Origin of the sequence: Nocardioides sp. Soil805 (assembly GCF_001429625.1) — a bacterium.
Taxonomy (GTDB): Bacteria; Actinomycetota; Actinomycetes; order Propionibacteriales; family Nocardioidaceae; genus Nocardioides.
Genome location: NZ_LMSU01000001.1, coordinates 549,550 through 573,661, shown reverse-complemented (window position 1 = coordinate 573,661; position 24,112 = coordinate 549,550). Strand labels below are relative to the sequence as shown.

At 72.5% G+C, this 24,112-nt stretch carries 28 protein-coding genes and 1 pseudogene; 26 read left to right on the top strand and 3 right to left on the bottom strand.

Features of this window, described 5'->3' with window-relative positions; translation table 11 throughout:
* Nucleotides 1–112: 112 nt before the first annotated feature.
* From ffh to ASG94_RS02795, 17 genes and pseudogenes are all read left to right on the top strand, one after another.
* On the top strand, nt 113–1,690 hold the full coding sequence (ffh, locus tag ASG94_RS02870; protein ID WP_056924904.1) for a signal recognition particle protein: 1,578 nt from the start codon (nt 113–115) through the stop codon (nt 1,688–1,690).
* Nucleotides 1,687–2,076, top strand: a complete 390-nt coding sequence (locus ASG94_RS02865) for a hypothetical protein (protein ID WP_056924903.1) — start codon at nt 1,687–1,689, stop codon at nt 2,074–2,076. The genes ffh and ASG94_RS02865 overlap by 4 nt, the downstream gene beginning before the upstream one ends.
* A 34-nt stretch (nt 2,077–2,110) precedes the next feature.
* Complete coding sequence (locus ASG94_RS02860) at nt 2,111–3,196, top strand: amidohydrolase family protein (RefSeq protein ID WP_056924902.1); 1,086 nt, start codon at nt 2,111–2,113, stop codon at nt 3,194–3,196.
* A gap of 43 nt (nt 3,197–3,239) precedes the next feature.
* Nucleotides 3,240–3,896 carry a GNAT family N-acetyltransferase gene (locus tag ASG94_RS02855; protein WP_056924901.1) on the top strand — a complete coding sequence of 219 codons (657 nt, stop codon included), beginning with the start codon at nt 3,240–3,242 and terminating at the stop codon, nt 3,894–3,896.
* A 185-nt stretch (nt 3,897–4,081) separates the two neighbouring features.
* Nucleotides 4,082–4,612 carry a 30S ribosomal protein S16 gene (rpsP, locus tag ASG94_RS02850; RefSeq protein WP_056924900.1) on the top strand — a complete coding sequence of 177 codons (531 nt, stop codon included), beginning with the start codon at nt 4,082–4,084 and terminating at the stop codon, nt 4,610–4,612.
* A 5-nt stretch (nt 4,613–4,617) separates the two neighbouring features.
* Nucleotides 4,618–4,860, top strand: coding sequence for an RNA-binding protein (locus tag ASG94_RS02845; RefSeq protein ID WP_056924899.1), 243 nt, complete (start codon nt 4,618–4,620; stop codon nt 4,858–4,860).
* Nucleotides 4,861–4,980: 120 nt separating this feature from the next.
* On the top strand, nt 4,981–5,571 hold the full coding sequence (gene rimM, locus ASG94_RS02840) for a ribosome maturation factor RimM (protein WP_200958005.1): 591 nt from the start codon (nt 4,981–4,983) through the stop codon (nt 5,569–5,571).
* Nucleotides 5,568–6,236 (top strand): annotated as a pseudogene (gene trmD, locus ASG94_RS22520) (tRNA (guanosine(37)-N1)-methyltransferase TrmD); the annotation flags it as partial. The gene rimM and the pseudogene trmD, both read left to right, overlap by 4 nt.
* Nucleotides 6,237–6,719, top strand: coding sequence for a GNAT family N-acetyltransferase (locus ASG94_RS22515; RefSeq protein WP_268788589.1), 483 nt, complete (start codon nt 6,237–6,239; stop codon nt 6,717–6,719). It begins immediately after the preceding pseudogene.
* 207 nt (nt 6,720–6,926) lie between these two features.
* On the top strand, nt 6,927–7,277 hold the full coding sequence (rplS, locus tag ASG94_RS02830) for a 50S ribosomal protein L19 (protein ID WP_056924897.1): 351 nt from the start codon (nt 6,927–6,929) through the stop codon (nt 7,275–7,277).
* Nucleotides 7,278–7,336: 59 nt separating this feature from the next.
* The gene (lepB, locus tag ASG94_RS02825; RefSeq protein ID WP_056924896.1) at nt 7,337–8,155 is read left to right on the top strand and encodes a signal peptidase I; all 819 of its coding nucleotides are present in this window, start codon (nt 7,337–7,339) and stop codon (nt 8,153–8,155) included.
* Between the two features lie 29 nt (nt 8,156–8,184).
* Complete coding sequence (locus tag ASG94_RS02820) at nt 8,185–8,910, top strand: ribonuclease HII (protein WP_056926248.1); 726 nt, start codon at nt 8,185–8,187, stop codon at nt 8,908–8,910.
* Nucleotides 8,907–9,215 (top strand): DUF2469 domain-containing protein, encoded by a 309-nt coding sequence (locus tag ASG94_RS21575; RefSeq protein WP_056885608.1) that lies wholly within the window; start codon nt 8,907–8,909, stop codon nt 9,213–9,215. The genes ASG94_RS02820 and ASG94_RS21575 overlap by 4 nt, the downstream gene beginning before the upstream one ends.
* Before the next feature lie 156 nt (nt 9,216–9,371).
* Complete coding sequence (locus ASG94_RS02810) at nt 9,372–9,770, top strand: YraN family protein (protein WP_056926247.1); 399 nt, start codon at nt 9,372–9,374, stop codon at nt 9,768–9,770.
* Nucleotides 9,770–11,362 (top strand): YifB family Mg chelatase-like AAA ATPase, encoded by a 1,593-nt coding sequence (locus tag ASG94_RS02805; RefSeq protein WP_056924895.1) that lies wholly within the window; start codon nt 9,770–9,772, stop codon nt 11,360–11,362. The genes ASG94_RS02810 and ASG94_RS02805 overlap by 1 nt, the downstream gene beginning before the upstream one ends.
* Nucleotides 11,359–12,534, top strand: a complete 1,176-nt coding sequence (gene dprA, locus ASG94_RS02800; RefSeq protein WP_056924894.1) for a DNA-processing protein DprA — start codon at nt 11,359–11,361, stop codon at nt 12,532–12,534. The genes ASG94_RS02805 and dprA overlap by 4 nt, the downstream gene beginning before the upstream one ends.
* Nucleotides 12,527–13,474: a tyrosine recombinase XerC gene (locus ASG94_RS02795; RefSeq protein ID WP_082623889.1), complete on the top strand. Its 948-nt coding sequence runs from the start codon at nt 12,527–12,529 to the stop codon at nt 13,472–13,474. Before dprA ends, ASG94_RS02795 begins: the two co-directional genes overlap by 8 nt.
* A 25-nt stretch (nt 13,475–13,499) precedes the next feature.
* Here ASG94_RS02795 and ASG94_RS02790 read toward each other — a convergent pair whose 3' ends face one another.
* Entirely contained in the window at nt 13,500–14,132 is a 633-nt protein-coding gene (locus tag ASG94_RS02790) for a M23 family metallopeptidase (protein WP_235537103.1), read from the bottom strand.
* A gap of 483 nt (nt 14,133–14,615) precedes the next feature.
* On the opposite strand from ASG94_RS02790, the gene rpsB reads away from it, so the two are divergent.
* From rpsB to ASG94_RS02750, 8 genes are all read left to right on the top strand, one after another.
* Nucleotides 14,616–15,821: a 30S ribosomal protein S2, sunset domain variant gene (rpsB, locus tag ASG94_RS02785; protein ID WP_082623887.1), complete on the top strand. Its 1,206-nt coding sequence runs from the start codon at nt 14,616–14,618 to the stop codon at nt 15,819–15,821.
* Nucleotides 15,822–15,869: 48 nt separating this feature from the next.
* Entirely contained in the window at nt 15,870–16,682 is an 813-nt protein-coding gene (gene tsf, locus ASG94_RS02780) for a translation elongation factor Ts (RefSeq protein ID WP_056924893.1), read from the top strand.
* A gap of 184 nt (nt 16,683–16,866) precedes the next feature.
* Nucleotides 16,867–17,583: a UMP kinase gene (pyrH, locus tag ASG94_RS02775; protein ID WP_056924892.1), complete on the top strand. Its 717-nt coding sequence runs from the start codon at nt 16,867–16,869 to the stop codon at nt 17,581–17,583.
* Between the two features lie 65 nt (nt 17,584–17,648).
* Nucleotides 17,649–18,203, top strand: coding sequence for a ribosome recycling factor (gene frr / locus ASG94_RS02770; RefSeq protein WP_200958061.1), 555 nt, complete (start codon nt 17,649–17,651; stop codon nt 18,201–18,203).
* Between the two features lie 14 nt (nt 18,204–18,217).
* Entirely contained in the window at nt 18,218–19,084 is an 867-nt protein-coding gene (locus ASG94_RS02765; protein ID WP_235537102.1) for a phosphatidate cytidylyltransferase, read from the top strand.
* Between the two features lie 21 nt (nt 19,085–19,105).
* On the top strand, nt 19,106–19,879 hold the full coding sequence (locus ASG94_RS02760; RefSeq protein ID WP_235537209.1) for a sugar nucleotide-binding protein: 774 nt from the start codon (nt 19,106–19,108) through the stop codon (nt 19,877–19,879).
* Nucleotides 19,876–20,421 carry a histidine phosphatase family protein gene (locus tag ASG94_RS02755; protein WP_056924888.1) on the top strand — a complete coding sequence of 182 codons (546 nt, stop codon included), beginning with the start codon at nt 19,876–19,878 and terminating at the stop codon, nt 20,419–20,421. Before ASG94_RS02760 ends, ASG94_RS02755 begins: the two co-directional genes overlap by 4 nt.
* A gap of 4 nt (nt 20,422–20,425) precedes the next feature.
* Complete coding sequence (locus ASG94_RS02750; protein ID WP_056924887.1) at nt 20,426–20,788, top strand: hypothetical protein; 363 nt, start codon at nt 20,426–20,428, stop codon at nt 20,786–20,788.
* A gap of 13 nt (nt 20,789–20,801) precedes the next feature.
* Here ASG94_RS02750 and glpK read toward each other — a convergent pair whose 3' ends face one another.
* Complete coding sequence (glpK, locus tag ASG94_RS02745; protein ID WP_056924886.1) at nt 20,802–22,307, bottom strand: glycerol kinase GlpK; 1,506 nt, start codon at nt 22,305–22,307, stop codon at nt 20,802–20,804.
* A complete protein-coding gene (locus ASG94_RS02740) occupies nt 22,304–23,062 on the bottom strand; it encodes an IclR family transcriptional regulator (protein ID WP_082624058.1) in 759 nt (252 codons plus the stop codon). Before ASG94_RS02740 ends, glpK begins: the two co-directional genes overlap by 4 nt.
* Before the next feature lie 165 nt (nt 23,063–23,227).
* Between ASG94_RS02740 and ASG94_RS02735 the strand changes: the two genes are divergently transcribed.
* The gene (locus ASG94_RS02735) at nt 23,228–24,061 is read left to right on the top strand and encodes an MIP/aquaporin family protein (protein ID WP_056924884.1); all 834 of its coding nucleotides are present in this window, start codon (nt 23,228–23,230) and stop codon (nt 24,059–24,061) included.
* Nucleotides 24,062–24,112 lie beyond the last annotated feature (51 nt).

The window sequence follows — 24,112 nt, the reverse complement described above, 5'->3', positions numbered from 1 at the left end:
CAGCCGCGCGGGGGCGACGTCGCCGACGACCCGGGCGCGGGGGGCGACCGTTAGGCTGGGCCCTCGTTCGACACCCACCGATTCCGCCTCCGATCTCAGGGGATCTCCCACCGTGTTCGCCACTCTCTCCGACCGGCTCGCCGACACCTTCAAGAACCTCCGCGGCAAGGGCAAGCTGTCCGAGGCCGACATCGACGCCACCGCGCGCGAGATCCGCATCGCGCTGCTCGAGGCCGACGTCGCCCTGCCGGTGGTGAAGGAGTTCGTGGCCGCGGTCAAGGACCGCGCCCGCGGCGAGGAGGTCAGCGGGGCCCTCAACCCGGCCCAGCAGGTCGTCAAGATCGTCAACGACGAGCTCGTCTCGATCCTCGGTGGCGAGACCCGCCGGCTGCGCTACGCCAAGACCGGCCCGACGGTGATCATGCTCGCCGGCCTCCAGGGGGCCGGCAAGACGACGCTGGCCGCCAAGCTCGCGCTGTGGCTCAAGGAGCAGGGCAAGACCCCGATCCTCGTCGCCGCCGACCTCCAGCGCCCCAACGCCGTCCAGCAGCTCCAGGTCAACGGCGAGCGGGTCGGCGTACCCGTCTTCGCCCCCGAGGCCGGCAACGGCGTCGGCGACCCGGTCGCCGTCGCCCGCGCGTCGGTCGAGGAGGCGAAGCGCAAGGTCCACGACGTCGTCATCATCGACACGGCCGGTCGCCTCGGCGTCGACGCCGAGCTGATGCGCCAGGCCGCCGACATCCGCGACGCCGTCCAGCCCGACGAGGTGCTCTTCGTCGTGGACGCCATGATCGGCCAGGACGCGGTGACCACCGCGCAGATGTTCCTCGACGGCGTCGGGTACGACGGCGTGGTCCTGACCAAGCTCGACGGCGACGCCCGCGGTGGTGCCGCGCTCTCCATCGCCTCGATCACCGGCAAGCCGGTCATGTTCGCCTCCGCCGGCGAGAAGATGACCGACTTCGACCTCTTCCACCCCGACCGGATGGCCTCGCGCATCCTCGACATGGGCGACATGCTCACCCTGATCGAGCAGGCCGAGAAGGCCTTCGACCAGGAGGAGGCGCTCAAGGCCGCCGAGAAGCTCGGCACCAAGGGAGGCTTCACGCTGGAGGACTTCCTCCAGCAGATGCAGCAGATCCGCAAGCTCGGCTCGATGTCGAAGATCATGGGGATGCTGCCCGGGATGGGGCAGTTCCGCGACCAGCTCGAGAACTTCGACGAGCGCGAGATCGACCGCATCCAGGCGATCATCCAGTCGATGACGCCCGCCGAGCGCGACAACCCCAAGATCATCGACGGCTCCCGTCGGGCCCGCATCGCCCGCGGCTCCGGACGCCAGGTCTCCGACGTCAACCAGCTCGTCGACCGCTTCTTCGAGGCGCGCAAGATGATGGAGCAGATGGCTCGCGGCGGAGGGATGCCGGGGATGCCGGGGATGCCGGGCATGCCCGGGATGCCGGGGCTGCCCGGTGCCGGCAAGCGCGGCAAGACCAAGCCGCAGCCCAAGAAGGCCAAGGGCAAGCGCACCTCGGGCAACCCCGCCAAGGCCGCCCAGCAGGCGGCGGCGCAGAAGGCCGCGGCCTCCGAGCGCCCGGCCAACCCGTTCGGCAGCGGCGAGGACGTCGACTACGAGAAGGCCGCTGCCGCGCTCGACCTGCCCCAGGACTTCTCCAAGTTCCTGAAGTGAGCCGACCCCGGTCTCCCCGGTCGGTCCTGGTCGTCGACGCCGCCAACGTCGTCGGCTCCGTGCCCGACGGCTGGTGGAAGGACCGCGCCGGCGCCGCCCGGCGGCTGCACGAGCGGCTGCTGGTGGGGGACACGTCGTACGACGACATCGTGCTGGTGCTGGAGGGTGGCGCCAAGGCCGGTGTGCGCCCCGGACGGGACCAGCACGTCCTCACCGTGCACGCGCCCAGGGACGGCGACTCCACGATCATCGCCGAGGTGGCCCGCTGCCGGGACAAGGGCGACACGGTGGTCCTCATCAGCGCCGACCACGTGCTGCGGGGGCGCTGCGAGGGCCTGGGTGCCCGGGCGATGAGCCCGTCCTGGTTGCTCGACCAGATCGGCTGAGCGGACCCAGCGGCGGGCCGCTACGGTCTGGGCCATGACTGCGCTGCGCTTCACGGGACCGGTCCTGCCCGACGGGGAGGCGCGCGACCTCTACGTCGTCGGCGACACGATCACCTACGAGCCGCAGCCCGGTGCGACCACCGAGGCCCGGGGCTGGATCGTGCCGGGGCTGGTCGACGCGCACTGCCACATCGGCCTCGACGACCACGGCGCCGTGGGGCGGCCCGAGGCGGAGGCCCAGGCCGTCGAGGACCGCGACGCCGGGGCCCTGCTCATCCGCGACTGCGGCTCGGCGGCCGACACGTCCTGGGTCCATGACCGCGAGGACTTGCCGCGGCTGATCCGGGCCGGGCGCCACATCGCGCGCACCCGCCGCTACATCCGCAACTACGCCCACGAGGTGGAGCCGGAGTCCCTGGTCGAGACCGTCGCCCGCGAGGCGCGCGCCGGGGACGGCTGGGTCAAGCTGGTGGGCGACTGGATCTCGCGCGACGCGGGCGACCTGGCCCCCAGCTTCGCCGCCGACGACTTCGCCGCCGCCATCGCCACCGCCCACGAGCACGGCGCCAAGGTCACCGCGCACTGCTTCGGCGAGCAGGTGCTGCCCGGGCTGGTCGAGGCGGGCATCGACTGCATCGAGCACGGCACCGGCCTGTCCACGGAGCTGGCGCAGACGATGGCCGAGCGGGGGATCGCCCTGGTGCCGACCGTCATGCAGATCGACAAGTTCCCGCAGTACGCCGACGCCGGGCGCGACAAGTTCCCGCGCTACGCCGACCACATGACCGACCTGCACGCCCGCCAGCGCGCCACGATCATGGCGGCGTACGAGCTCGGCGTGGCGCTCTACGCCGGCTCCGACGGCGGGGGAGTGAGCCGGCACGGCAACATCGCCGGCGAGGTGGTCGCGATGGCCGGGCTGGGCCTGCCGGCCGACTACGCGCTGGGCGCCGCCTCGTGGCGCGCCCGCGAGTGGCTCGGGTGGAACCCGACGCTCGCCGAGGGCGCGCCGGCGGACTTCGTGGTCTACCCGCGCGACCCGCTGGACGACCTCACGGTGCTGCACGAGCCGTCGTACGTCGTGCTGCGCGGCCGCGTCGTGGCCGGACGCGCAGCCTGAAAGGCATTTGCCGTGGTGCCCGTGTGGCGTGTGGGATGACGCCATGAGCACCGTCGCCGACGCCCTGCCCGCCCTCGGCCTCCGCGTGGTGGCCGGCGACGTCGAGCTGCGCGGCGTCACCGACGACCTTGTCGCGGAGCTGGGCGCCCTGGCCGCCCGCGGGGTCCACGACCCGGCACGGATGCCGTTCTCCTTCCCCTGGACCGACACGGCGCCCGAGGACTTCCAGCGCAGCTTCGCGCAGTACCACTGGCGCTGCCGTGCCGACTTCTCGCCGGCCGGGTGGGACCTCAACCTGGCGGTGCTGCACCGGGGCGAGGTGGTCGGCGTGCAGGGTGTCGGCACCAAGGACTTCCTGGCGACGCGGACGGGGGAGACCGGGTCGTGGCTCGGTCGCCAGCACCAGGGGCGCGGGCTCGGCACCGCGATGCGCCAGGTGATGTGCGCGTTCCTCTTCGACCACGTCGGGTTCACCGAGATCACCTCGGGGGCCTTCACCGACAACCCGGCGTCGCTCACGGTCAGCGCCAAGGTCGGGTACGTCGCCAACGGCACGGTCCGCTACAGCCGGCGCGGCGAGCGGGCGGACATGACCCAGCTGCTGCTGACGCCGGAGGCCTTCCGGCGGGGCCCGCACACCCTGCAGGTGGAGGGGGTGGAGGCGTTCCGCCGCTCCATCGGGCTCGACACCGAGGGGTGAGTGCGGGCCCTCCGCAGCCGGATTGGGCGACGTACCCCTGCTCTGGCACAATGTCTCGCTGAGTCGCGCCAGCGGACGGACCCTCTATCCCGGTCGTCGGTGCGCCCCCCGAGGAAGTCCGACCCGGTCCCCACCTGGTCTGCGGGCTCCTCACCACCTTCCACTCGCAAGGAGACACCACAGACGTGGCCGTCAAGATCCGTTTGAAGCGCCTGGGCAAGATCCGGGTGCCGCAGTACCGCATCGTCGTCGTCGACTCGCGCAAGAAGCGCGACGGTCGAGTGATCGAGGAGATCGGCAAGTACCACCCCAAGGAGGACCCCTCGTACATCGAGGTCGTCTCCGAGCGGGCGCAGTACTGGCTCGGTGTGGGCGCGCAGCCCAGCGACGCCGTGGCCGCGATCCTGAAGGTCACCGGCGACATGCAGAAGTTCAAGGGCGAGCCGGGCGCCGAGGGCACCTTGAAGGTCAAGGAGCCCAAGCGCGACAAGCTCGAGATCTTCAACGAGGCCCTCAAGGAGGCCGCCAAGGAGCCCAAGGGCGCCGCGACGACCTCCAAGAAGAAGGCCGACAAGGCCGACAAGGTCGAGGAGCCCAAGGCCGAGGCCGCCGCTCCCGCCGAGGTCCCCGCCTCCGAGACCCCCGAGGGTGCCGCGGAGCAGGCTGAGGCGGCCGAGACCGTCACGGCCGAGGACGCCGGCAAGAGCGAGGCCTGAGCGCCATGCTCGCCGAGGCGCTCGAGCACCTGGTCCGTGGTGTCGTCGACAACCCCGACGACGTCTCGGTGCGCGACAAGCAGCTGCGTCGCGGGTCGATCCTCGAGGTCCGGGTGCACCCCGACGACCTCGGCAAGGTGATCGGCCGCAACGGCCGCACCGCCACGGCGTTCCGCACCGTGGTCTCGGCCCTCGCGGGTCGCGACGGCGCGCGGATCGACTTCGTGGACGTCGACCGCCGACGCTGAGCAACGCACTGGCAACGCACTGGCAGGCGCTCCTCCCCTCGGGGAGGGGCGCCTCCTGCATTTCCTGGGCCTTCTCAGGGTGCTCCGAGTGTTTCCTGCAGCCCCCGATACCCTGACGCCGTGGAAGACATCGAGCTCGTCGTGGGTCGCATCGGCAAGCCGCACGGCATCCGCGGCGACGTCACGATCGACGTACGCACCGACGAGCCCCAGCGACGCTTCGCCCCCGGTACGACGCTGCGCGCCCAGCCGCCGCAGGGGTCGCACAGCCCGCTGCGAGCGTTGACCGTGGTGCGCGCCAAGTGGCACCAGAACGTCCTGCTGGCGACCTTCGAGGAGATCGGCGATCGCAACGCCGCCGAGGCCGCTCGCGGCATCGTGCTGCACACCAGGATCTCCGCCGACGAGGTGCCGGAGGACCCCGACGAGTACTACGACCACCAGCTGGTCGGCCTCGCGGCCTACGACCTCGACGGGACGCACCTCGGTGAGCTGACCGCCGTCCAGCACGGGTCGGCGCAGGACCTGCTGACGATCCGCACCCCCGACGGCCGCGACACGCTGGTGCCCTTCGTGGCCGCGCTGGTCCCCGAGGTGGACGTGCCCGGCGGGCGGGTCGTGATCGCCGACCGCCCCGGCCTGGTCGCGCCGTACCCGGACGAGGACGGCACCGGCGAGGGCGGGGCCGGCGAGGACGAGGCGGCGCAGTGAGGATCGACGTCCTCACCATCTTCCCCGACTACCTCGCGCCGCTGTCGCTGAGCCTGCCCGGCAAGGCGCGCGACAAGGGCCTGCTCGACCTCCACGTCCACGACCTGCGGTCATGGACCACCGACCGGCACCACACCGTCGACGACACGCCGTACGGCGGCGGCGCCGGGATGGTGATGAAGCCCGGACCGTGGGGGGAGGCCCTCGACGAGGTCGCCACCGACCGGCCCACCATCGTCTTCACCACGCCCAGCGGCCAGCCCTTCACCCAGGCGCTGGCGCGCGAGCTGTCGACCCGCGAGCACCTGGTCTTCGCGTGCGGTCGCTACGAGGGCATCGACCAGCGCGTGATCGAGCACGCCGCCACCCTCGGCGAGGTCCGCGAGATATCCCTGGGCGACTACGTGCTCAACGGGGGAGAGGTCGCGGCGCTCGCGATCACCGAGGCCGTCGTGCGGCTCGTCCCGGGGTTCATGGGCAACGCCGAGTCGCTCGTGGAGGAGTCGCACGAGGACGGCCTGCTGGAGTACCCCGTCTACACCAAGCCGGCCGCCTGGCGCGGCCGCGAGGTCCCCGAGGTGCTGCTGTCCGGGGACCACGGCCGGATCGCGGCGTGGCGTCGCGAGCAGGCCGTACGCCGCACCGCCGAGCGCCGACCCGACCTGGTGGCGCCGTCGTCCGTGCCGGGGGCCGAGGAGGTCTCGGCGGCCACGGTCGCCGACGCGGGGGAGCTCTACACCCTGCAGCGCGCCTGCTGGCTCCAGGAGCTCGAGGCCAACCCGGGAGTCGTGATACCGGCCCTCACCGAGTCGCTGGACGACGTGGTGGCCGGTCTCGCGGAGCACCGGACCTGGGTCGTACGCCGCGCCGGCCGGCTGGTCGGCTCCGTCCGGGCCCGGCTGACCAGCCGTGGCGGCTGGGACATCGGCCGGCTCATGGTCGCGCCGGACCTCCAGGGCCAGGGGCTGGGCCGGCTCCTGCTGGAGCACGCCGAGGCGGCGGCGCCCCCGGAGGCGACGACGTACCTCCTCTTCACCGGTGCCCGCAGCACGGCCAACCTGCGGATGTACAAGAAGGCCGGCTACCGCCTGCGCCCGGACCTTGAGGCGCCGCCCGGTGCGGTGGTCCTGACCAAGCGTCGCCCGTAGTCGACCCGATTTCCCGGACGGCTCGATCCTCTGGCAAACTCGTCCCTTGGTCTCGCCGGCCAAACGATCGCCCCGACGCACGCACCCGGGGGATCCGCGACGAACACCTGCCACAGGGGGTGCGCGACGCCGCCGGCCAGCACGGCGCGACCATCCGATCAACCATCCGATTCCGCGGTTGGCCTGTGGCACTCGTGAGGAGCAAGCATGACCAACGTTCTCAATGAGCTCGTCAGCGACACGCTGCGCAGCGACGTCCCCGACTTCCGCGCCGGCGACACCATCAAGGTCCACGTGAAGGTCGTCGAGGGCAGCCGCTCGCGCGTCCAGATCTTCCAGGGCGTCGTCATCCGCGTCCACGGCTCGGGCGTCGGTCGCACGTTCACCGTCCGCAAGATCTCGTTCGGTGTCGGCGTCGAGCGCACCTTCCCCCTGCACTCCCCGATCTTCGAGACCATCGAGGTCGTCACCCGCGGTGACGTGCGTCGCGCCAAGCTCTACTACCTGCGCAACCTGCGCGGCAAGAAGGCGAAGATCAAGGAGCGCCGCGAGAGCTGAGTGCTCCGCTCCGCAGTGCGGACGCAGGAGATCAGCCAACCTCTGGTTAGTCTCTGCGAGTGACTTCACCCGACCGCGGCTCCACCCCGACCGACATGGGCGAGGAGGAGCCGCGGTCGTCGTCCGTCCAGGGCTCGTCGCAGGCCGGGACGGGCCGCAAGGGCCGCCGCCAGCTCCCGTTGTGGCAGGAGACGATCCTGCTCCTCGGCGTCGCGCTGGTGCTTGCGATCGTCATCAAGGCGCTCTTCCTCCAGGCGTTCTACATCCCCTCGGAGTCGATGGAGCCCGGTCTGGTCCGCAACGACCGGATCCTCGTGCAGAAGGTCTCCTACTGGGGCGGCGGGACCCCCCAGCGCGGCGACGTGGTCGTGTTCAAGGACCCGGGCGGCTGGCTGCCGCCCTCCGAGGCCGCGGGGCCGACGGGCGCCGTCCCGAAGGTGATGGCCAAGATCGGGCTCTACCCCACCGGCGGGCACCTGGTGAAGCGGGTGATCGGCGTCGCGGGCGACGTGATCAGCTGCTGCGACGCCCAGGGCCGCCTGATGGTCAACGGGCATCCCCTCGACGAGTCCGGCTACGTCCAGCAGGACAAGTCCGTGGAGTGCGCGGGACCGATGGTCAACCAGTGCTCGAAGGACTGGACCTCCGAGCCCGTCCCCGAGGGTCACGTCTTCGTGATGGGCGACAACCGCGCCCACTCGGCCGACTCCAGCATGCGGATGTGCAACGTGGAGAAGGAGACCGACTGCGTCCCCGGACCCGAGTTCGTCCCCGTCGACCTGGTCGTCGGCAAGGTCTTCGTGCTGCTCTGGCCGCGCGACCGCTTCGAGTGGGTCACCCGCCCGGACACGTTCGAGGACGTGCCCGACGCGCAGTGAGCGCCTGGACGGACAGCACCGTGGACGCCGTGCCGCACCTGCCCAGCGGGCCCGCCGTACGCCGTGACGCCGGGCTCTACGGCTACGAGCGCGCCCTGCGCCGCGCCGGCATCGACCCCATCGCCGGGGTCGACGAGGCCGGGCGCGGCGCCTGCGCCGGACCGCTGGTGGCCGGCGCCTGCATCCTCCCGGCCGGCAGGGCGGGCATCGTGCCGGGGTTGGCCGACTCCAAGCTGCTGACCGAGGCCGCCCGCGAGCGGGTGTACGCCCAGGTCGTGCGCCGGGCCGTCGCCTGGTCCGTGGTGGTCATCGACAACGAGGAGTGCGACCGGCTCGGGATGCACGTCGCCAACGTCGAGGCACTGCGGCGCGCGGTCGCCCTCCTGGAGACCCGCCCCTCCTACGTGCTCACCGACGGCTTCCCGGTCGACGGCCTCGAGGTGCCCGGCCTGGCGGTCTGGAAGGGCGACCGGGTCGCGGCCTGCATCGCGGCCGCCTCGGTGCTGGCCAAGGTGACCCGGGACCGCCTCATGGTCGCGATGGACGCCGAGCACCCGGCGTACGACTTCAAGACCCACAAGGGCTACATCACCGACGTCCACACCGCCGCCCTGACCGAGCACGGACCCTCGCCGGTGCACCGCATGCGGTTCGTCAACGTGCGCCGCGCGGCGGGGCTGGAGCCCGCCGTGGAGCCGGGCACTAGGGTCGACCTGGACGCCGGGACCGGAGCAGAGACGGAGGAGGACGCATGAGCGCGGAGGACCTCGAGAAGTACGAGACCGAGATGGAGCTCACCCTCTACCGGGAGTACCGCGACGTCGTCTCGATCTTCAAGTACGTCGTGGAGACCGACCGCCGCTTCTACCTCTGCAACCAGGTCGACGTGAAGGCCCGCACCGAGAACGGCGACGTGTTCTTCGAGGTCTCGATGGCCGACGCCTGGGTGTGGGACATGTACCGGCCGGCCCGGTTCGCTAAGAACGTCAAGGTGCTGACGTTCAAGGACGTCAACGTCGAGGAGCTCGCTCCCCAGGAGATCGACCCGCCCAAGGGCTGAGCGCCCGGCTCGGCCCCTGGGTCGCCAGAACCGGTTCGTCGCGAGCCGTCTGCCGTCCCCAGCCTGCGGCCGGGTCGCCCCTCTCCACAGGGGCGGCGGCTCCGCCGCCGGGTGTCCGCGCGCTCCGCTGTGCTGGTCTCCACGAAGGAGGCCGCCATGACCACAGCCCCACGACCCACGCCCGCGCCCGGCGCGCGGCAGACCAGCAGGCAGCGCCTCGGCGCGTACGGCGAGGAGCTCGCCGCCCAGCACCTGTCCCGGCAGGGCCTGACCGTGCTCGACCGCAACTGGCGCTGCGACATCGGCGAGATCGACCTGGTGCTGCGGGACGGGTCGACCCTCGTGGTGTGCGAGGTCAAGACGCGCACCTCGACGGCCTTCGGCACGCCGCACGAGGCGGTGACGCCACGCAAGGTGGCTCGCATGCGCTCCCTGGCCGCACGGTGGCTGCAGGCGCACCACGTGCGCCCCCTCGACGTCCGCCTCGACATGGTGTGCGTCCTGTCCCCACGCCGCGGCGCGGTCGAGATCGACCACGTCCGGGGGCTCACGTGATGCACGTCGCGACCGCCTGCTCGATCGCGCTCGTGGGCGCGGAGGGGCACCTCATCGACGTCCAGGTCGCCGTCTCCCAGGGCACGGTGGGCACCTTCGTGGTGGGCCGGCCGGACGCCTCGCTGCACGAGGCCCGTGACCGCGTGCGGATGGCCATCAACAACTCCGCGCAGGGTCCGAAGGACACCTGGCCGGCGACCTTCCGGGTCACGATCCTGCTGGCCCCCGCCGACCTGCCCAAGAGCGGCACCCACTTCGACCTCGCCATCGCGGTGGGGGTGCGGGCGGCGTGCGACGCGGTCCCGGCGTCGGCCCTGCTCGGCACGGTCTTCATCGGCGAGCTGTCGCTGTCGGGGAGCCTGCGCCCGGTGGCCGGGGTGCTGCCCATGGTCATCGCGGCGTCCGCCCGGGGCATCCGCCGGGTGTTCGTGCCCGAGTCCCAGGCGAGGGAGGCGGCCATGGTCCCGGGCATGGAGGTCTTCGGGATGCGCTCGCTGGCCCAGGTCGTGGCCGAGCTCCGCGGGGAGGAGGTGCCCGACGCGGCGCCCGTGGCCCCGCCGGTGCGCACCTCGCTGCTGCCGGCCGGTCGCGGGGCGGCGGAGCTGCTCGACCTCGACGACCTCGACGGGATGGAGGACGCCAAGTACGCGCTCGAGGTGGCGGCCGCGGGCGGGCACCACCTGATGCTCAACGGCCCCCGCGGGGCCGGCAAGACCAGCCTCGCCGAGCGGCTGCCCACGATCCTGCCCGACCTCACCACCGACCAGGCCCTGGAGGTGACCGCGCTGCACTCCCTGGCGGGGCTGCTCCGCGACGGCGACGGCCTGGTGCACCGCCCGCCCTACTTCGCTCCGCACCACGACGCCAGCAAGGCCAGCGTCGTCGGCGGTGGCACCGGCCGGGTCCGCCCGGGCGGCATCAGCCGTGCCCACCACGGCGTGCTCTTCCTCGACGAGTTCCCACTCTTCCGGGCCGACGTGATCGACGCGTTGCGCCAGCCCCTCGAGAGCGGTGAGATCACCCTCGCCCGGGGTGACGCGACGGCGACCTTCCCCGCCCGCTCGATGGTGGTGCTGGCCGCCAATCCGTGCCCGTGCGGCAACTACAGCGGCTCGGTCGACACCGCCTGCACCTGCCTCGAGCCGGCGCGCAACGCCTACCGACGCAAGCTCGTGGGCCCGATCGTGGACCGCATCGACATCTGGCGCGACGTGGAGCCGGTGAGCGCCGACGCGGGCCACGACGCGTTCGCCCCCCGGGTGGACTCCGCCACGGTGCGCGCCCGGGTCGAACGCGCGCGGACCGCCCAGGCCAGGCGCTACGACGGGCGCTCGTGGCAGCTCAACGGCGCGGTGCCCGGGCCCGTGCTGGCGCGCGAGTGGCCGCTCGAGCTGTCCGGACAGCGCCTGCTCGACGACCGCCTACGGGTCGGCTCGCTGACCCGACGCGGGGTCACGCGCGTCCAACGGCTCGCGTGGACGGTCGCCGACCTGCGCGGCGTCGAGCGTCCCGGCGTCGGGGAGGCGCGGCTGGCCCTCGACCTGCGCACCGCGGCGCCGCTGTCCGCCGACGACATCAGGCAGGCCGGATGAGCACCCTGCCGGACCGGCTGGCCCGCGTGGTGCTGAGCCGGATCGGGGAGCCGGGGGACCCGCGGCTGTGCGGCCTGGTGCGCGACCTCGGTCCCGCGGCCGTCCTCGACGGGCTGCTCGCCCAGCACGCCCTGGACGACGCCCAGCGTGATCTCGCGCAGCGGCTCGGGTCCGTCGACCCCGTGCTGGAGCTGGAGCGGGCCGAGCGCCTCGGTGTCCGGTTCGTCGCCCCGGGGGACGCCGAGTGGCCGGCGACGCTGGACGACCTCGCGCGGCCCGAGGCCCACCAGTCCGGGTTGGGTGGTCTGCCCGTCGGGCTCTGGCTCCGTGGTCCGCGCCGGCTCGACGCGCTCGCACCGATGGTCGCCGTCGTCGGCTCGCGATCCGCGACGACCTACGGCGAGCGTGTCGCCGCCGATCTCTCCGCCTCCGTCGCCCGGGCGGGGATGGTGGTGATCTCGGGGGCGGCCGCCGGCATCGACCAGGCGGCCCACCGCGGGGCGCTCGCGGCCGGGGGCACCACGGTGGCGGTGCTGGCCTGCGGTCCCGAGCGCGCCTACCCCACGGCCCACCGTGCCCTCCTCGACCACATCGGCGCGACCGGCCTGGTCGTCTCGGAGGTCCCGCCCGGGAGCGCCCCACTGAGGTCGCGCTTCCTCGGTCGCAACCGGCTCATCGCCGCCCTGTCGACAGGCACCGTCGTGGTGGAGGCCGCCCTGCGCAGCGGGGCGCTCAGCTCATCGCGCTGGGCCGTGCTCCTCAACCGCGTCGTGATGGGGGTGCCGGGCCCGGTCACCAGCGTGACGTCCCAAGGGGTGCACGAGCAGGTGCGCAAGGGTGCGATGCACCTCGTCACCGACGGCGCCGACGTCCTCGAGCTGGTGGGGGCAGCGGGGGAGCACCTCGTCGACGTACGCCGCGCTCCCACCAGGCCGCGGGACCGGCTCGACGTGCGCGACCGGCGGGTGCTGGACGCGGTCCCGGTGGGCCGCCCGGCCGGTGCCGACAGCATCGCGGTCGCCGCCGGCGTGGCCCTGCAGCACGTGCAGGGTGCGCTGGAGCGGCTCGCGTCTTCCGGCTGGGTGCGCCGCACGGAAAGCGGCTGGCGGCTGGCGCGCGACGAGCCTCACGGGCAGGACCCGGTCCCGGACCTACGATCGGTGGGTGAGTGAGCAGGCCGACGTCGCCGAGCCCGAGGGGCTCCCGGAGGCGTTCGTGCGACTCCTGGGCGACTACGAGCGCCACCTCGTCTCCGAGCGCGACCTGTCCGCGCACACGGTCCGTGCCTACCTCGGTGACGTCTCCTCGCTGCTCGAGCACGCCCACCGGCTCGGCTTCCACGACGTCGCGGACCTCGACCTGCGGGCGCTGCGCTCGTGGCTGGCCAAGCAGCAGAGCCTCGGCAAGTCGCGGACGACCCTCGCCCGGCGGGCGACCGCGGCCCGGGTCTTCACCGCCTGGCTCCAGCGCACGGGACGCGCCCCGACCGACGCGGGTGCCTCGCTGGGCTCGCCCAAGCAGCACAAGACCCTGCCGCCGGTGCTCCGCGCCGACGAGGCGGCGGACCTCATCCGCTCGGCGGCGGTGCTCGCCGACGACGGCAGCCCCGTCGGCCTGCGGGACGTCGCGATGCTGGAGCTGCTCTACGCCACCGGCATTCGCGTGGGGGAGCTGGTCGGCCTCGACATCGACGACCTCGACGACGACCGCCAGGTGGTGCGAGTCTTCGGCAAGGGCCGCAAGGAGCGCTCGGTCCCCTACGGACGGCCGGCCGCCCGAGCCCTGAAGTTCTGGCTCGAGCTCGGCCGGCCGGCGCTGCGGTCCGAGGGTGCCGGCGCGGCCGTCTTCCTCGGTGCCCGGGGGCGGCGCATCGACCAGCGGGTGGTCCGCGACCTCGTGCACCGCCGCATCGCGGACGTGCCCGGCGCCCCCGACATCGGCCCCCACGGCCTGCGGCACACCGCCGCCACGCACCTGCTCGAGGGCGGCGCCGACCTTCGTTCGGTCCAGGAGCTGCTCGGGCACGCCTCCCTGGCCACCACCCAGCTCTACACGCACGTCACCACCGACCGGCTCCGTGCGGCGTACCGCCAGGCGCACCCCCGCGCCTAGCGGAGCGCGGGCGGGGATCTCCGCCTCACGGAAGGTAGCCGGCGGTCCGTCCTCCCGGGGGAGGGACGGGGAGCGGGAGCGGCGCCGGTGCCACGGGACTCGGTCGCGTGGTGGACCAGGGTGCCCAGGCGGCGTACGGGTGCACGGGTGGCCGCCAGCCGCCGGTCGCCACCGGGGCGTCACGCCACAGCGGCAGCAACCGCACCGGCCCCCCACCGACGAGGTCGAGCGGGTCGAGGTAGGTCTCCCCGCGCCGCCACCCCCAGTGCAGGCAGGCCCGCGGGAAGCAGTGGCTGCCCGGCAGCTCCAGGACGCCGACGACGTCACCGGCCGCCACCGCCGTGCCGACCTCGACCGAGGCGACCACCGGTTCGTACGTCGTCCGCGTGTCACCGTGGGAGACGCTCACCACCGGCCTGCCGGCGATCCTCCCCGCGAAGGCCACCGTGCCCGGCAGGGCCGCGCGCACCGGCTGCCCGATCCTCCCGGCGAGGTCGACGCCCCGGTGCCCGGCGCCCCACGGGTCCTCGGGCGGGTCGAACGTCGCCACCACCTCGGGCCTCGGGTCCAGCGGCCAGGTGCCGACAGGCAGGGGCTCGTCGCCGTGGGCGGGGGATGGGATCACGAGCAGGACGACCGTCGCGACGGCGGACGCCACCGGTCGCCACCACCCAGGACGGGCCGGGCACCACCACGGGCGGCGGGCGGGAGGGTGACGGTTCGGCGCGGTCATCGAGCCAGCGTGCGGTCCGGGGCCTGGGGCGGCGGCGACCCTGCGTCGTACTGTGGAGGAGCGACCTGCCGACCGCCCCTGTGGACGGTGCGGGGACCGGCGCCACCTCGATTGGCCCGCCGCCCGGGACGTGGCCTACGATTCGCAGAGCGGCCCGTCACCACCAGATGCACCCGGGCCGACTTCGCACGCTCGCAGACCGCGACGGGCTCTCTCCGTGGAGGCCGGCCACCCGTGGGCGCGAATCCTCGGTTCCGCAGCACCACCGCGGATCGGATCGCGCGCGAGCGTCAGGGCAACCGACACCCGTCGGTTGCAGCAACTGAAACCAACCGGAGATCCGCTCCCGGCTCGGCCTGCCAGAAGGCCGGGCACAACGCGAGCGCCTCCATCACACAGGAGAACACCATGGCAGTCGTCACCATGCGCCAGCTGCTCGAGAGCGGCGTCCACTTCGGTCACCAGACCCGTCGCTGGAACCCCAAGATGAAGCGCTTCATCATGACCGAGCGCAACGGCATCTACATCATCGACCTGCAGCAGTCGCTGGCCTACATCGACCGGTCCTACGCCTTCGTCAAGGAGACCGTCGCCAAGGGCGGTGTCGTGATGTTCGTCGGCACCAAGAAGCAGGCCCAGGAGGCCATCGCCGAGCAGGCGACGCGCGTCGGGATGCCCTACGTCAACCAGCGCTGGCTCGGCGGCATGCTCACCAACTTCCAGACCGTGCACCAGCGGATCAACCGCCTCAAGGAGCTCGACGACGTCGACTTCGACACCGTCGCCGGCTCGGGTCGCACGAAGAAGGAGCTCCTGCAGATGAAGCGGGAGCACACCAAGCTCGAGAAGACCCTGGGCGGCATCCGCGAGATGACCAAGGTCCCCTCCGCCGTGTGGATCGTCGACACCAACAAGGAGCACCTCGCCGTCGAGGAGGCCCGCAAGCTGCGCATCCCGATCATCGGCATCCTCGACTCCAACTGCGACCCCGACCTCGTCGACTTCCCGATCCCGGGCAACGACGACGCCATCCGCGCCGTGGGCCTGCTGACCCGCGTGGTCGCCGACGCCGTCGCCGAGGGCCTCATGTCCCGCTCGGGCGCCAAGACCGGTGCCGCCGCGTCGACCGACGCCGAGCCGCTGGCCGAGTGGGAGCGCGAGCTCCTCGCCGGTGACGCCGAGAAGGCCGCCGTCGAGGCGACCGGTGGCGACGCCAAGACCGACGACACCCCGGCCGCCGAGGCCACCGGTGCCGCGTCCGAGGCCCCCGCCGCCGCCGAGGCCAAGACCGAGGCCAAGACCGAGGACAAGACCGAGGACAAGGCTGAGGCCAAGACCGAGGCCAAGACCGACGAGAAGGTTGACGCCAAGACCGAGGACAAGGTCGACGAGAAGGCCGACGACAAGGCCGACGCCCCGTACGGCGCCGACTCCGCCGCCGCGCTCGAGGACGGCTCGGCCCCCGAGGGCTTCGAGATCAAGGGCAACGAGAACTCCAAGAAGTTCCACGCGTCCACCAGCCCCTGGTTCGACCGCACCAACGCCGACGTGTGGTTCCGCACCGCCGAGGCCGCCGAGGCCGCGGGCTTCGTCAACGCCGAGAACAAGGACTGACCTCCTCCCGGCTCACCACCCACCTCTCGACTTCGAGGAAGAAGGAACATGGCGAACATCTCCGCCGCTGACGTCAAGAAGCTCCGCGAGCTCACCGGCGCCGGCATGATGGACTGCAAGAAGGCCCTCACCGAGGCCGACGGCGACTTCGACAAGGCCGCCGAGCTCATCCGCATCAAGCTCGGCAAGAAGATGGCCGAGCGGGGTGCCGAGCGCGAGGCCTCGGCCGGTCTGGTCGCCCGCTCCGGCGGCGCGCTGGTCGAGCTCAAGTGCGAGACCGACTTCGTGGCCAAGGGCGACGAGTTCGTCTCGACCGCCCAGCAGATCGCCGACGCGGCCGCCGAGGCCAAGGCCGGCGACGCGGAGGCCCTCAAGGCCGTCTCGCTCGGTGACAAGACCGTCGGCGAGGTCGTCGACAACCTGGCCATGACGATCGGCGAGAAGATCGAGCTCGGTCGCGTCGTGTTCTTCGACGGCGAGACCGTGGCCTACATGCACAAGCGTTCCGCCGACCTGCCGCCCGCCATCGGCGTGCTGGTGGAGTTCGACGGCAACGAGGCCGGCGCCGACGGTGCCGCCAAGCAGATCGCCGCGATGCGCCCGACGTACCTCTCCCGTGACGAGGTCCCCGCGGACGTCGTCGCCAAGGAGCGCGAGATCGCCGAGGCCACCTCCCGCGAGGAGGGCAAGCCCGAGGCCGCCATCGCCAAGATCACCGAGGGTCGCCTCAACGGCTTCTACAAGGAGGTCGCCCTCCTCGACCAGCCGTCGGTGACCGAGAACAAGAAGTCGGTCAAGGCCGTCCTCGACGAGGCCGGCACCACCGTGAAGCGCTTCGCGCGCTTCGAGGTCGGCGCCTGATCGGCTGACACGCCACCCGCTCCGACCACGGTCGGGGCACCCCGACGGGGCCGGTACGACGAGAGTCGTGCCGGCCCCGTCGTCGTACCCACCCCCATGGGCGCGGACGGGCGTCCGCGTTCGCCGGGAGGGGTGACCCACCGGTAGGTTTGCCCCGACCTGCCCGTCGTCGAAGGGAACACCCGTGACCGCCTACAACCGCGTCCTCATCAAGCTCTCGGGAGAGGTGTTCGGCGGTGGTGCGGTCGGGGTCGACCTCGACGTCGTGCAGAAGATCGCGCGGGAGGTGACCGCCGTCGTCCGGGAGGGCGTCGAGGTCAGCATCGTCGTGGGCGGCGGCAACTTCTTCCGGGGCGCGGAGATGCAGCAGCGCGGCATGGACCGCTCCCGGGCCGACTACATGGGCATGCTCGGCACGGTGATGAACTGCCTGGCCCTCCAGGACTTCCTGGAGAAGGGTGGGGTCGAGACCCGCGTGCAGACCGCCATCCAGATGGGCCAGGTCGCCGAGCCCTACATCCCGCGCCGGGCCATCCGGCACATGGAGAAGGGACGCGTCGTGATCTTCGGCGCCGGTGCCGGCATGCCGTTCTTCTCCACCGACACGGTCGCCGCGCAGCGCGCCCTGGAGACCCACTGCGACGTCGTCCTGATGGCCAAGCAGGGCGTCGACGGCGTCTACTCCGCCGACCCCAAGAAGGACCCGACGGCGACCCGCTACGACACCCTCACCTTCTCCGACGCCCTGCGCCAGGGCCTCCGGATCGCCGACGCCACGGCGTTCGCGCTGTGCATGGAGAACGACATGCCCCTCGTCGTCTTCGGCGCGGAGGACGAGGGTGCGATCCTGAGGATCGTGCGGGGTGAGAAGATCGGCACCGTGGTGAGCAGCGGGGCCTGACCCGCGCCACCCCTCCGGACCAGCACCAGAACATCAGTCACACCGACGGCAGGAGCCAGCACGTGATCAACGACGTCCTCAACGAGGCCGACCAGAAGATGGGCAAGTCGGTCGAGGCGACCCGCGAGGAGTTCGCCGCGATCCGTGCCGGCCGCGCCCACCCCAACATGTTCAACAAGATCGTCGTGGACTACTACGGCACGCCGACGCCGATCCAGCAGCTCGCGTCGTTCACCTCCCAGGACGCGCGCACCATCCTGATCTCGCCCTACGACATCGGCGCGATGGGCAACATCGAGCGGGCGATCCGTGACTCCGACCTCGGCGTCAACCCCGCCAACGACGGCAAGGTTCTGCGCTGCGGCTTCCCCGAGCTGACCGAGGAGCGCCGCAAGGAGTACATCAAGCTCGCGCGCGCCAAGGCCGAGGACGGCCGCGTCGCGGTCCGCAACCTGCGCCGCACGGCCAAGCAGGGCATGGAGAAGCTCGAGAAGGACGGCGAGGTCGGCAAGGACGACGTCACCGGCGGCGAGAAGAAGCTCGACGTGACCACCAAGAAGCACACCGACGCGATCGACGAGATGCTCAAGAACAAGGAAGCCGAGCTGCTCGAGGTCTGATGGCGTCCCCGACCATGCCCCCCTCCACCGCACCACCCCCCAAGGACCACGGCCGCGCCGGTCGCAACCTGCCGGCCGCGATCGGCTCCGCCGTGGTGCTGCTGGTGGCCATCGCCGTCTCGCTCGCGGTCTGGAAGACCGCCTTCATGGCGATCGTGGCGGCCGCCGTCGTGGTCGCCGTGTGGGAGCTGCGCAAGGGGATGCGCGCCAAGGACATCGACCTGCCCGAGCAGCCGCTCATGGTGGGCGGCGTGGTCATGGTCGTCGTCGCCTACTTCTGGGGCGCGCCCGCGCTGGTGACCGCCACGGCGGTCACGGCGCTGGTGATCATGTTGTGGCTGCTCCAGCGCGGCATCGACGGCTACGTCAAGAACGCCACCGCCGCCGTCTTCACGCTGGTCTACGTGCCGTTCCTGGGGTCCTTCGTCGCCCTGCTGCTCGCCGAGGGCGGGTCCACCGGCTTCGCTCGCTTCGACGAGGGCGTCAAGGGGATCGTCACCTTCATCCTGGTCACCATCGCCTCCGACATCGGCGGCTACATCGCCGGCGTGCTCTTCGGCCGGCACCCGATGGCGCCGGTCATCTCGCCCAAGAAGTCGTGGGAGGGGTTCGTCGGCTCGCTGGTCTTCTGCATCGCCGCAGGGGCGGCGCTGGTCGTCTACCTCCTCGACGGCGACTGGTGGGTCGGCGTCGCGCTGGGCCTGATCGCTGCGGTGATGGCGACGCTGGGGGACCTGTGCGAGTCGGTGATCAAGCGCGACCTCGGCATCAAGGACATGAGCCACGTCATCCCCGGCCACGGCGGCCTGATGGACCGGCTCGACTCCCTGCTGGCCACGGTCGCGCCGATCTGGCTGCTGCTGCACTACCTCGTCTTCTGAGGGGCCGTTGACGTGCGCCTGATGGTGACGGGTGGCCGCCACGGCTACCTGGGCGGGCACGTGGTCGACGCGGCCCGGGCGGCCGGGCACGACGTCGTACCGGTGGGCACGGCGGACGCCGACGTCCGCGACGCCGCCGCCGTCGACGCCCTGGTCGCCCGGGTCCGTCCGGACGCGGTCGTCCACACCGCCTACGTCCAGGCCGACTGGCACGTCACCGCCACCGGCAGCGCCCACCTCGCCGTCGCCGCGGCACGGCAGGGCGCCCGGATGGTGCTGGTCTCCAGCGATGCCGTCTTCTCCGGTGCGGACGGCGTGTACGCCGAGTCCGCGCCGCCCGACCCGATCACGGCCTACGGCGCCGCCAAGGCCGCCGCCGAGACCACCGTGCTCGCGGTGTGCCCTGACGCGGTGGTGGCCCGCACCTCGCTCGTCCTGGGCGACGGCCGCTCGAAGCACGAGGGGCTGGTGCACCGGCTGGCCGGGGGAGAAGAGGGGGCGCTCTTCGAGGACGAGATGCGCTGTCCGGTCCACGTCGGCGACCTGGCCGCAGCGCTGGTCGAGCTCGCGGCCCACGACGTCGCCGGTGTCCTCCACGTCGCCGGCGCCGACGCGACGAGCCGGCTCGAGCTCGGACGGCTCATCGCGCGCCGCGACGGCCTGGACGTGCAGGCGCTGCGGGGCGGCAGCCGTGCGGCGACGGGCGTGCCGGGACCGATCGACGTACGACTGGACTCCTCGCTGGCCGCCGAGGTGCTCCGGACCCGACTGCGCGGCGCCCGGGAGTTCCTGTGACCCTCTTCCTCGTCCGCCACGGCCTCTCGCTCGCGGACCCGGCCCGTCCGGCCAGCGAGTGGGACCTCGACCCCGCCGGCTTCGACGCCGTGTGGGCGCTGCGCGAGTCGGGGCGGCTCCCGGCGCGGGCCGCGTGGTTCTGCTCACCCGAGCCGAAGGCGCAGCAGACCGCCCAGCTGCTCACCGACGGGGACGTCGGGATCGTCGAGGAGCTGCGCGAGCACGAGCGGGCCGCGGGGTGGCTCGACGACTTCCCCGAGCGCGTCCGGGCCGCCTTCGCCGACCCGTCGACGCCCGCGGCCCCGGGCTGGGAGCCACTGGACGCGTGCCGGGAGCGGCTGCTGCCCGCCGTACGCCGGATCCTCGACGTGCACGTCGACCCGCCGGGGACGACCGGGGCAGCCACCGACGTGGTGCTCGTCGGGCACGGCACCGCGTGGACCCTGCTCGTGGCCGAGCTGACCGGCCGTGACCCCGACCTCACGAGGTGGGCGTCCCTCGGCATGCCCGACCTGATCGAGGTCCCCGCCGTCCTACGATGAGCGCATGAGCACCCCGGAGACGACCGAGACGCAACCCCTGGTCGAGCCGGCCGACGACCGCGGGTGGTGGCACCGCAGCCACCCGACCTTCGCGGGGATCACCGGCTTCTTCGCCGGCATGCTGTTCGTCACCGCCCTGCCGGGCGCCTTCGCCGGCGCGCTGCGCCTGACGTTCTCCGACGAGCGCGCCCGCGACCTGTTCCCCCTCGTCCTGGTCGCCCTCGTGCTGCCGGTCGTGCTGCTCGTCAAGCGCAAGACGCGCCGCTTCGCGATCTACATGGTGATCGGGATGGTCGTGACGGCGCTGGTCGTGCTCGGCGTGACGTCGCTGGTGCTGTGGTTCATGGTCCAGTACGACGTGACCTGACGCACGGCCCGCGTCAGGGCTGCTCGGCCCAGCGCAGGGTGCTCTCCACGGCCCTGGCCCACTCCGCGCGACCGCGTCGGCGCGTCGCGTCGCTCATCCCCGGCTCCCACACCGCGGCACGCCGCCAGTTGGCGCGCAGGCCCTCCAGGTCCGGCCAGTAGCCGACGGCCAGCCCGGCGGCGTACGCGGCTCCCAGCGACACCGACTCCGACACCAGCGGACGCTCCACCGGGACCGCCAGCACGTCGGCGACCATCTGCATCAGCAGGTGGTTGGACGTCATCCCGCCGTCGACGCGCACGGTGGTCAGCGCCGTCCCGGTGTCGGCGTTCATCGCCTCCACGACCTCGCAGCTCTGCCACGCGGTGGCCTCGAGCACGGCTCGTGCGAGGTGCGCCCGGGTGACGTACGACGTCAGCCCGACCATCACGCCACGGGCGTCGGGCTGCCAGTGCGGGGTGAAGAGCCCGGCGAAGGCCGGGACGATGTAGCACCCGCCGTTGTCCTCGACGCGCCGGGCGAGCGTCTCGATCTCCGGGGCCGAGCTGATCATCTCGAGCGCGTCGCGGAACCACTGGACCAGGGCGCCGGCCACCGCGATGGAGCCCTCGGCGGCGTACTGGGGCGCCGCTCCCGGCAGCGAGTAGGCGACGGTGGACAGGAGCCCGCGCGAGGAGGGCGTCAGGGACTCGCCGGTGTTCATGAGCAGGAAGGCGCCGGTGCCGTAGGTGCACTTCGCCTCGCCGGCGGAGAAGCAGGTCTGGCCGAACAGGGCGGCCTGCTGGTCGCCGAAGGCGCCGCCGATCGGCACGCCCGGCAGGCCCACCGCGCAGGTGCCGTAGACCTCCACGTTGGGCCGGATCTCCGGCAACAGCTCGGACGGGATGTCGAGCAGGTCGAGCAGCCGCTGATCCCAGGACAGGCTGCGGATGTCCATCAGCATCGTGCGGCTGGCGTTCGTGGCGTCGGTGACGTGGACGCCGCCGTCCGGACCGCCGGTCAGGTTCCAGATCAGCCACGTCTCCATGGTCCCGAAGGCGAGCTCGCCGGTGCGGGCGCGGCGCTGCAGCCCCGGCACGTGGTCGAGCAGCCACCGCAGCCGCGGGGCCGCGAAGTACCCGGCCGGGGCGATGCCGCACACCTCCTCGAAGAGGCTGGCGTGCGGCCCGTCGTCCAGCTGGGCGACGATCTCGCGGGAGCGGGTGTCCTGCCAGGTGATGGCCGGGGCGACGGGGCGACCGGTGGCCCGGTCCCACACGACGGTGGTCTCGCGCTGGTTGGCGATGCCCACGCCGGCGATGTCGGACACGTCCAGCCCCGCGACCGCCAGGGCCTCGGGCAGCACCCGCAGGGTGTTGGCCCAGATCTCCGTGGCGTCGTGCTCGGCCCACCCGGGCTCCGGGAAGAGCTGGGAGTGCTCGTGCTGGGCCACCGACACCATGCGGCCCGCGTGGTCGAAGACGAGGCAGCGCGTCGACGTCGTGCCCTGGTCGATCGCCGCCACGTAGCGGCCCTTCACAGGCGGTCCTGAAGGGTGCTGGCCGTGGCCTGGGCGGCGGCGACGACCTGTTCGGCGAGTCCCTCGTGCGGCTCGCCGGACGCCTGCAGCACCTGGTCGCGGGGCCCGACGACCGCCATCGCCCCGACGCCGACCCCGACGCGGTGGCAGATCGGCGCGGCCAGCGCGGCCGTGCCCGGCAGCACGCCGGCGTCCAGGCTGGCCCAGCCCTGGCGCCGTGCCCGCTGGAGCGCCCGGGCCAGGGTCGTGGCGGTGGTGGGCGTCCCCGGGGCGTACGACGTCAGCACCAGGTCGTGCAGCCGGGTGGCGACCGGCGACCAGGCGAGCAGCACGTGCCCCAGTGCCGTGGCGTGCGCGGGCTGGAGCTCTCCGACCCGCAGCCGCTGGGGTGAGCCGTCGGGACGGAAGACGTGTGCGATGAGCTCGACCGAGGGCCCCCGCAGGACGGCGAGCTGCACCTCCAGACCGGTGCGCGCGGCGAGCCCGTCGGCCCAGTTGGTGGCGCGCGAGCGGATCAGGTGCGGGTCGACGTGCTGGCCCAGGGTGGCCAGGCCCGACCCGAGGGAGTAGCGACCGGTGTCGGGGTCCTGGTCCACGAAGCCCACGTCGCACAGCGTGCGGACGATGCCGTGGGCGGTGGTCTTGGGGAGGTCCAGCATCCGTGCCAGCTCCCCGAGCGGCACCGGGTCGGGCACGGCGCCCAGCAGGTGCAGGACGGCGGCGGCGCGCTCGATGGACTGGATGGTTCCGGGCACCCGCTGACCGTAGGTGCTGCGCCCGCCTCGCGCCATGGGCGCAGCGTTCGACATCGTCGCGCCATCGTTCGAGATGGTCGAACGGGTGACGTGGCGTTCCGGGGCTCGCGACGGCACCGTGTGACGGGCGCCACAAGCGCCAGCCCACCACGAAGGAGCAGTCGCATGACCAGCAAGGGGAAGCAGCTCGCCGGCGAGATGTGCGCCGAGTTCGCGGGCACCATGATCTTGATCCTGTTCGGCGTGGGCGTCGTAGCCCAGGTCGTCACCAGCGAGGACGGAAGCCTCGGGGACCACGACTCGATCGCCTGGGCCTGGGGCCTGGGCGTGACGCTCGGCGTCTACGTCGCGGCCCGCCTCTCGGGGGCCCACCTCAACCCCGCCGTCAGCATCGCGCTCGCGGCGTTCACCGAGTTCGAGTGGCGCAAGGTGGCGCCGTACGTCCTGGCCCAGACCGCGGGCGCCTTCGTGGCCGCCCTCATCGTCCGGGCGTCCTACGCCGACCTCATCGGCGCCATCGACCCCGACCACACCATCGCCACCCAGGGCATCTTCTCGACCCTCCCGGGCAACGGGGCGGCCGACGTCAGCATCCCCACGGCGTTCCTCGACCAGGTCGTCGGCACGGCGATCCTCGTCTTCGTCATCTTCGCCCTGACCTCCGCGTGGAACAATCCGCCCATGGCCAACCTCGGCCCCGTGGTCGTCGGTCTCCTCGTCGTCGCGATCGGCATGGCGTGGGGCGCCAACGCCGGCTACGCGATCAACCCGGCCCGTGACTTCGGCCCGCGCCTCGCCTCCCTGATCACCGGGTACGGCGGTGCGATGCGCGACCAGAACGGCGACCTCTACTTCTGGCTCCCCATCGTCGCGCCGATCATCGGCGGCCTCGTGGGCGGTGCCCTCTTCAAGGTCCTCATCGGGATGCACCTCACGCCCACCGAGGAGGAGGACGTCGTCGTCAGCGAGCCCGTCACGGAGCCGACCACCCAGCGCTGAGCCCACCCGGGACCAGCCCACCGATCATCCGCAGCAGCGCCCAACCACCGC

Excerpts from the sequence above, each read along its gene's own strand:
- ASG94_RS02860 (WP_056924902.1), top strand. The coding sequence starts at position 2,111 with ATGACTGCGCTGCGCTTCACGGGACCGGTCCTGCCCGACGGGGAGGCG.
- ASG94_RS02855 (WP_056924901.1), top strand. The coding sequence starts at position 3,240 with ATGAGCACCGTCGCCGACGCCCTGCCCGCCCTCGGCCTCCGCGTGGTG.
- ASG94_RS02845 (WP_056924899.1), top strand. The coding sequence starts at position 4,618 with ATGCTCGCCGAGGCGCTCGAGCACCTGGTCCGTGGTGTCGTCGACAAC.
- rplS (WP_056924897.1), top strand. The coding sequence starts at position 6,927 with ATGACCAACGTTCTCAATGAGCTCGTCAGCGACACGCTGCGCAGCGAC.
- ASG94_RS21575 (WP_056885608.1), top strand. The coding sequence starts at position 8,907 with ATGAGCGCGGAGGACCTCGAGAAGTACGAGACCGAGATGGAGCTCACC.
- ASG94_RS02810 (WP_056926247.1), top strand. The coding sequence starts at position 9,372 with ATGACCACAGCCCCACGACCCACGCCCGCGCCCGGCGCGCGGCAGACC.
- ASG94_RS02805 (WP_056924895.1), top strand. The coding sequence starts at position 9,770 with ATGCACGTCGCGACCGCCTGCTCGATCGCGCTCGTGGGCGCGGAGGGG.
- dprA (WP_056924894.1), top strand. The coding sequence starts at position 11,359 with ATGAGCACCCTGCCGGACCGGCTGGCCCGCGTGGTGCTGAGCCGGATC.
- rpsB (WP_082623887.1), top strand. The coding sequence starts at position 14,616 with ATGGCAGTCGTCACCATGCGCCAGCTGCTCGAGAGCGGCGTCCACTTC.
- tsf (WP_056924893.1), top strand. The coding sequence starts at position 15,870 with ATGGCGAACATCTCCGCCGCTGACGTCAAGAAGCTCCGCGAGCTCACC.
- ASG94_RS02765 (WP_235537102.1), top strand. The coding sequence starts at position 18,218 with ATGCCCCCCTCCACCGCACCACCCCCCAAGGACCACGGCCGCGCCGGT.
- ASG94_RS02760 (WP_235537209.1), top strand. The coding sequence starts at position 19,106 with ATGGTGACGGGTGGCCGCCACGGCTACCTGGGCGGGCACGTGGTCGAC.
- ASG94_RS02750 (WP_056924887.1), top strand. The coding sequence starts at position 20,426 with ATGAGCACCCCGGAGACGACCGAGACGCAACCCCTGGTCGAGCCGGCC.
- ASG94_RS02735 (WP_056924884.1), top strand. The coding sequence starts at position 23,228 with ATGACCAGCAAGGGGAAGCAGCTCGCCGGCGAGATGTGCGCCGAGTTC.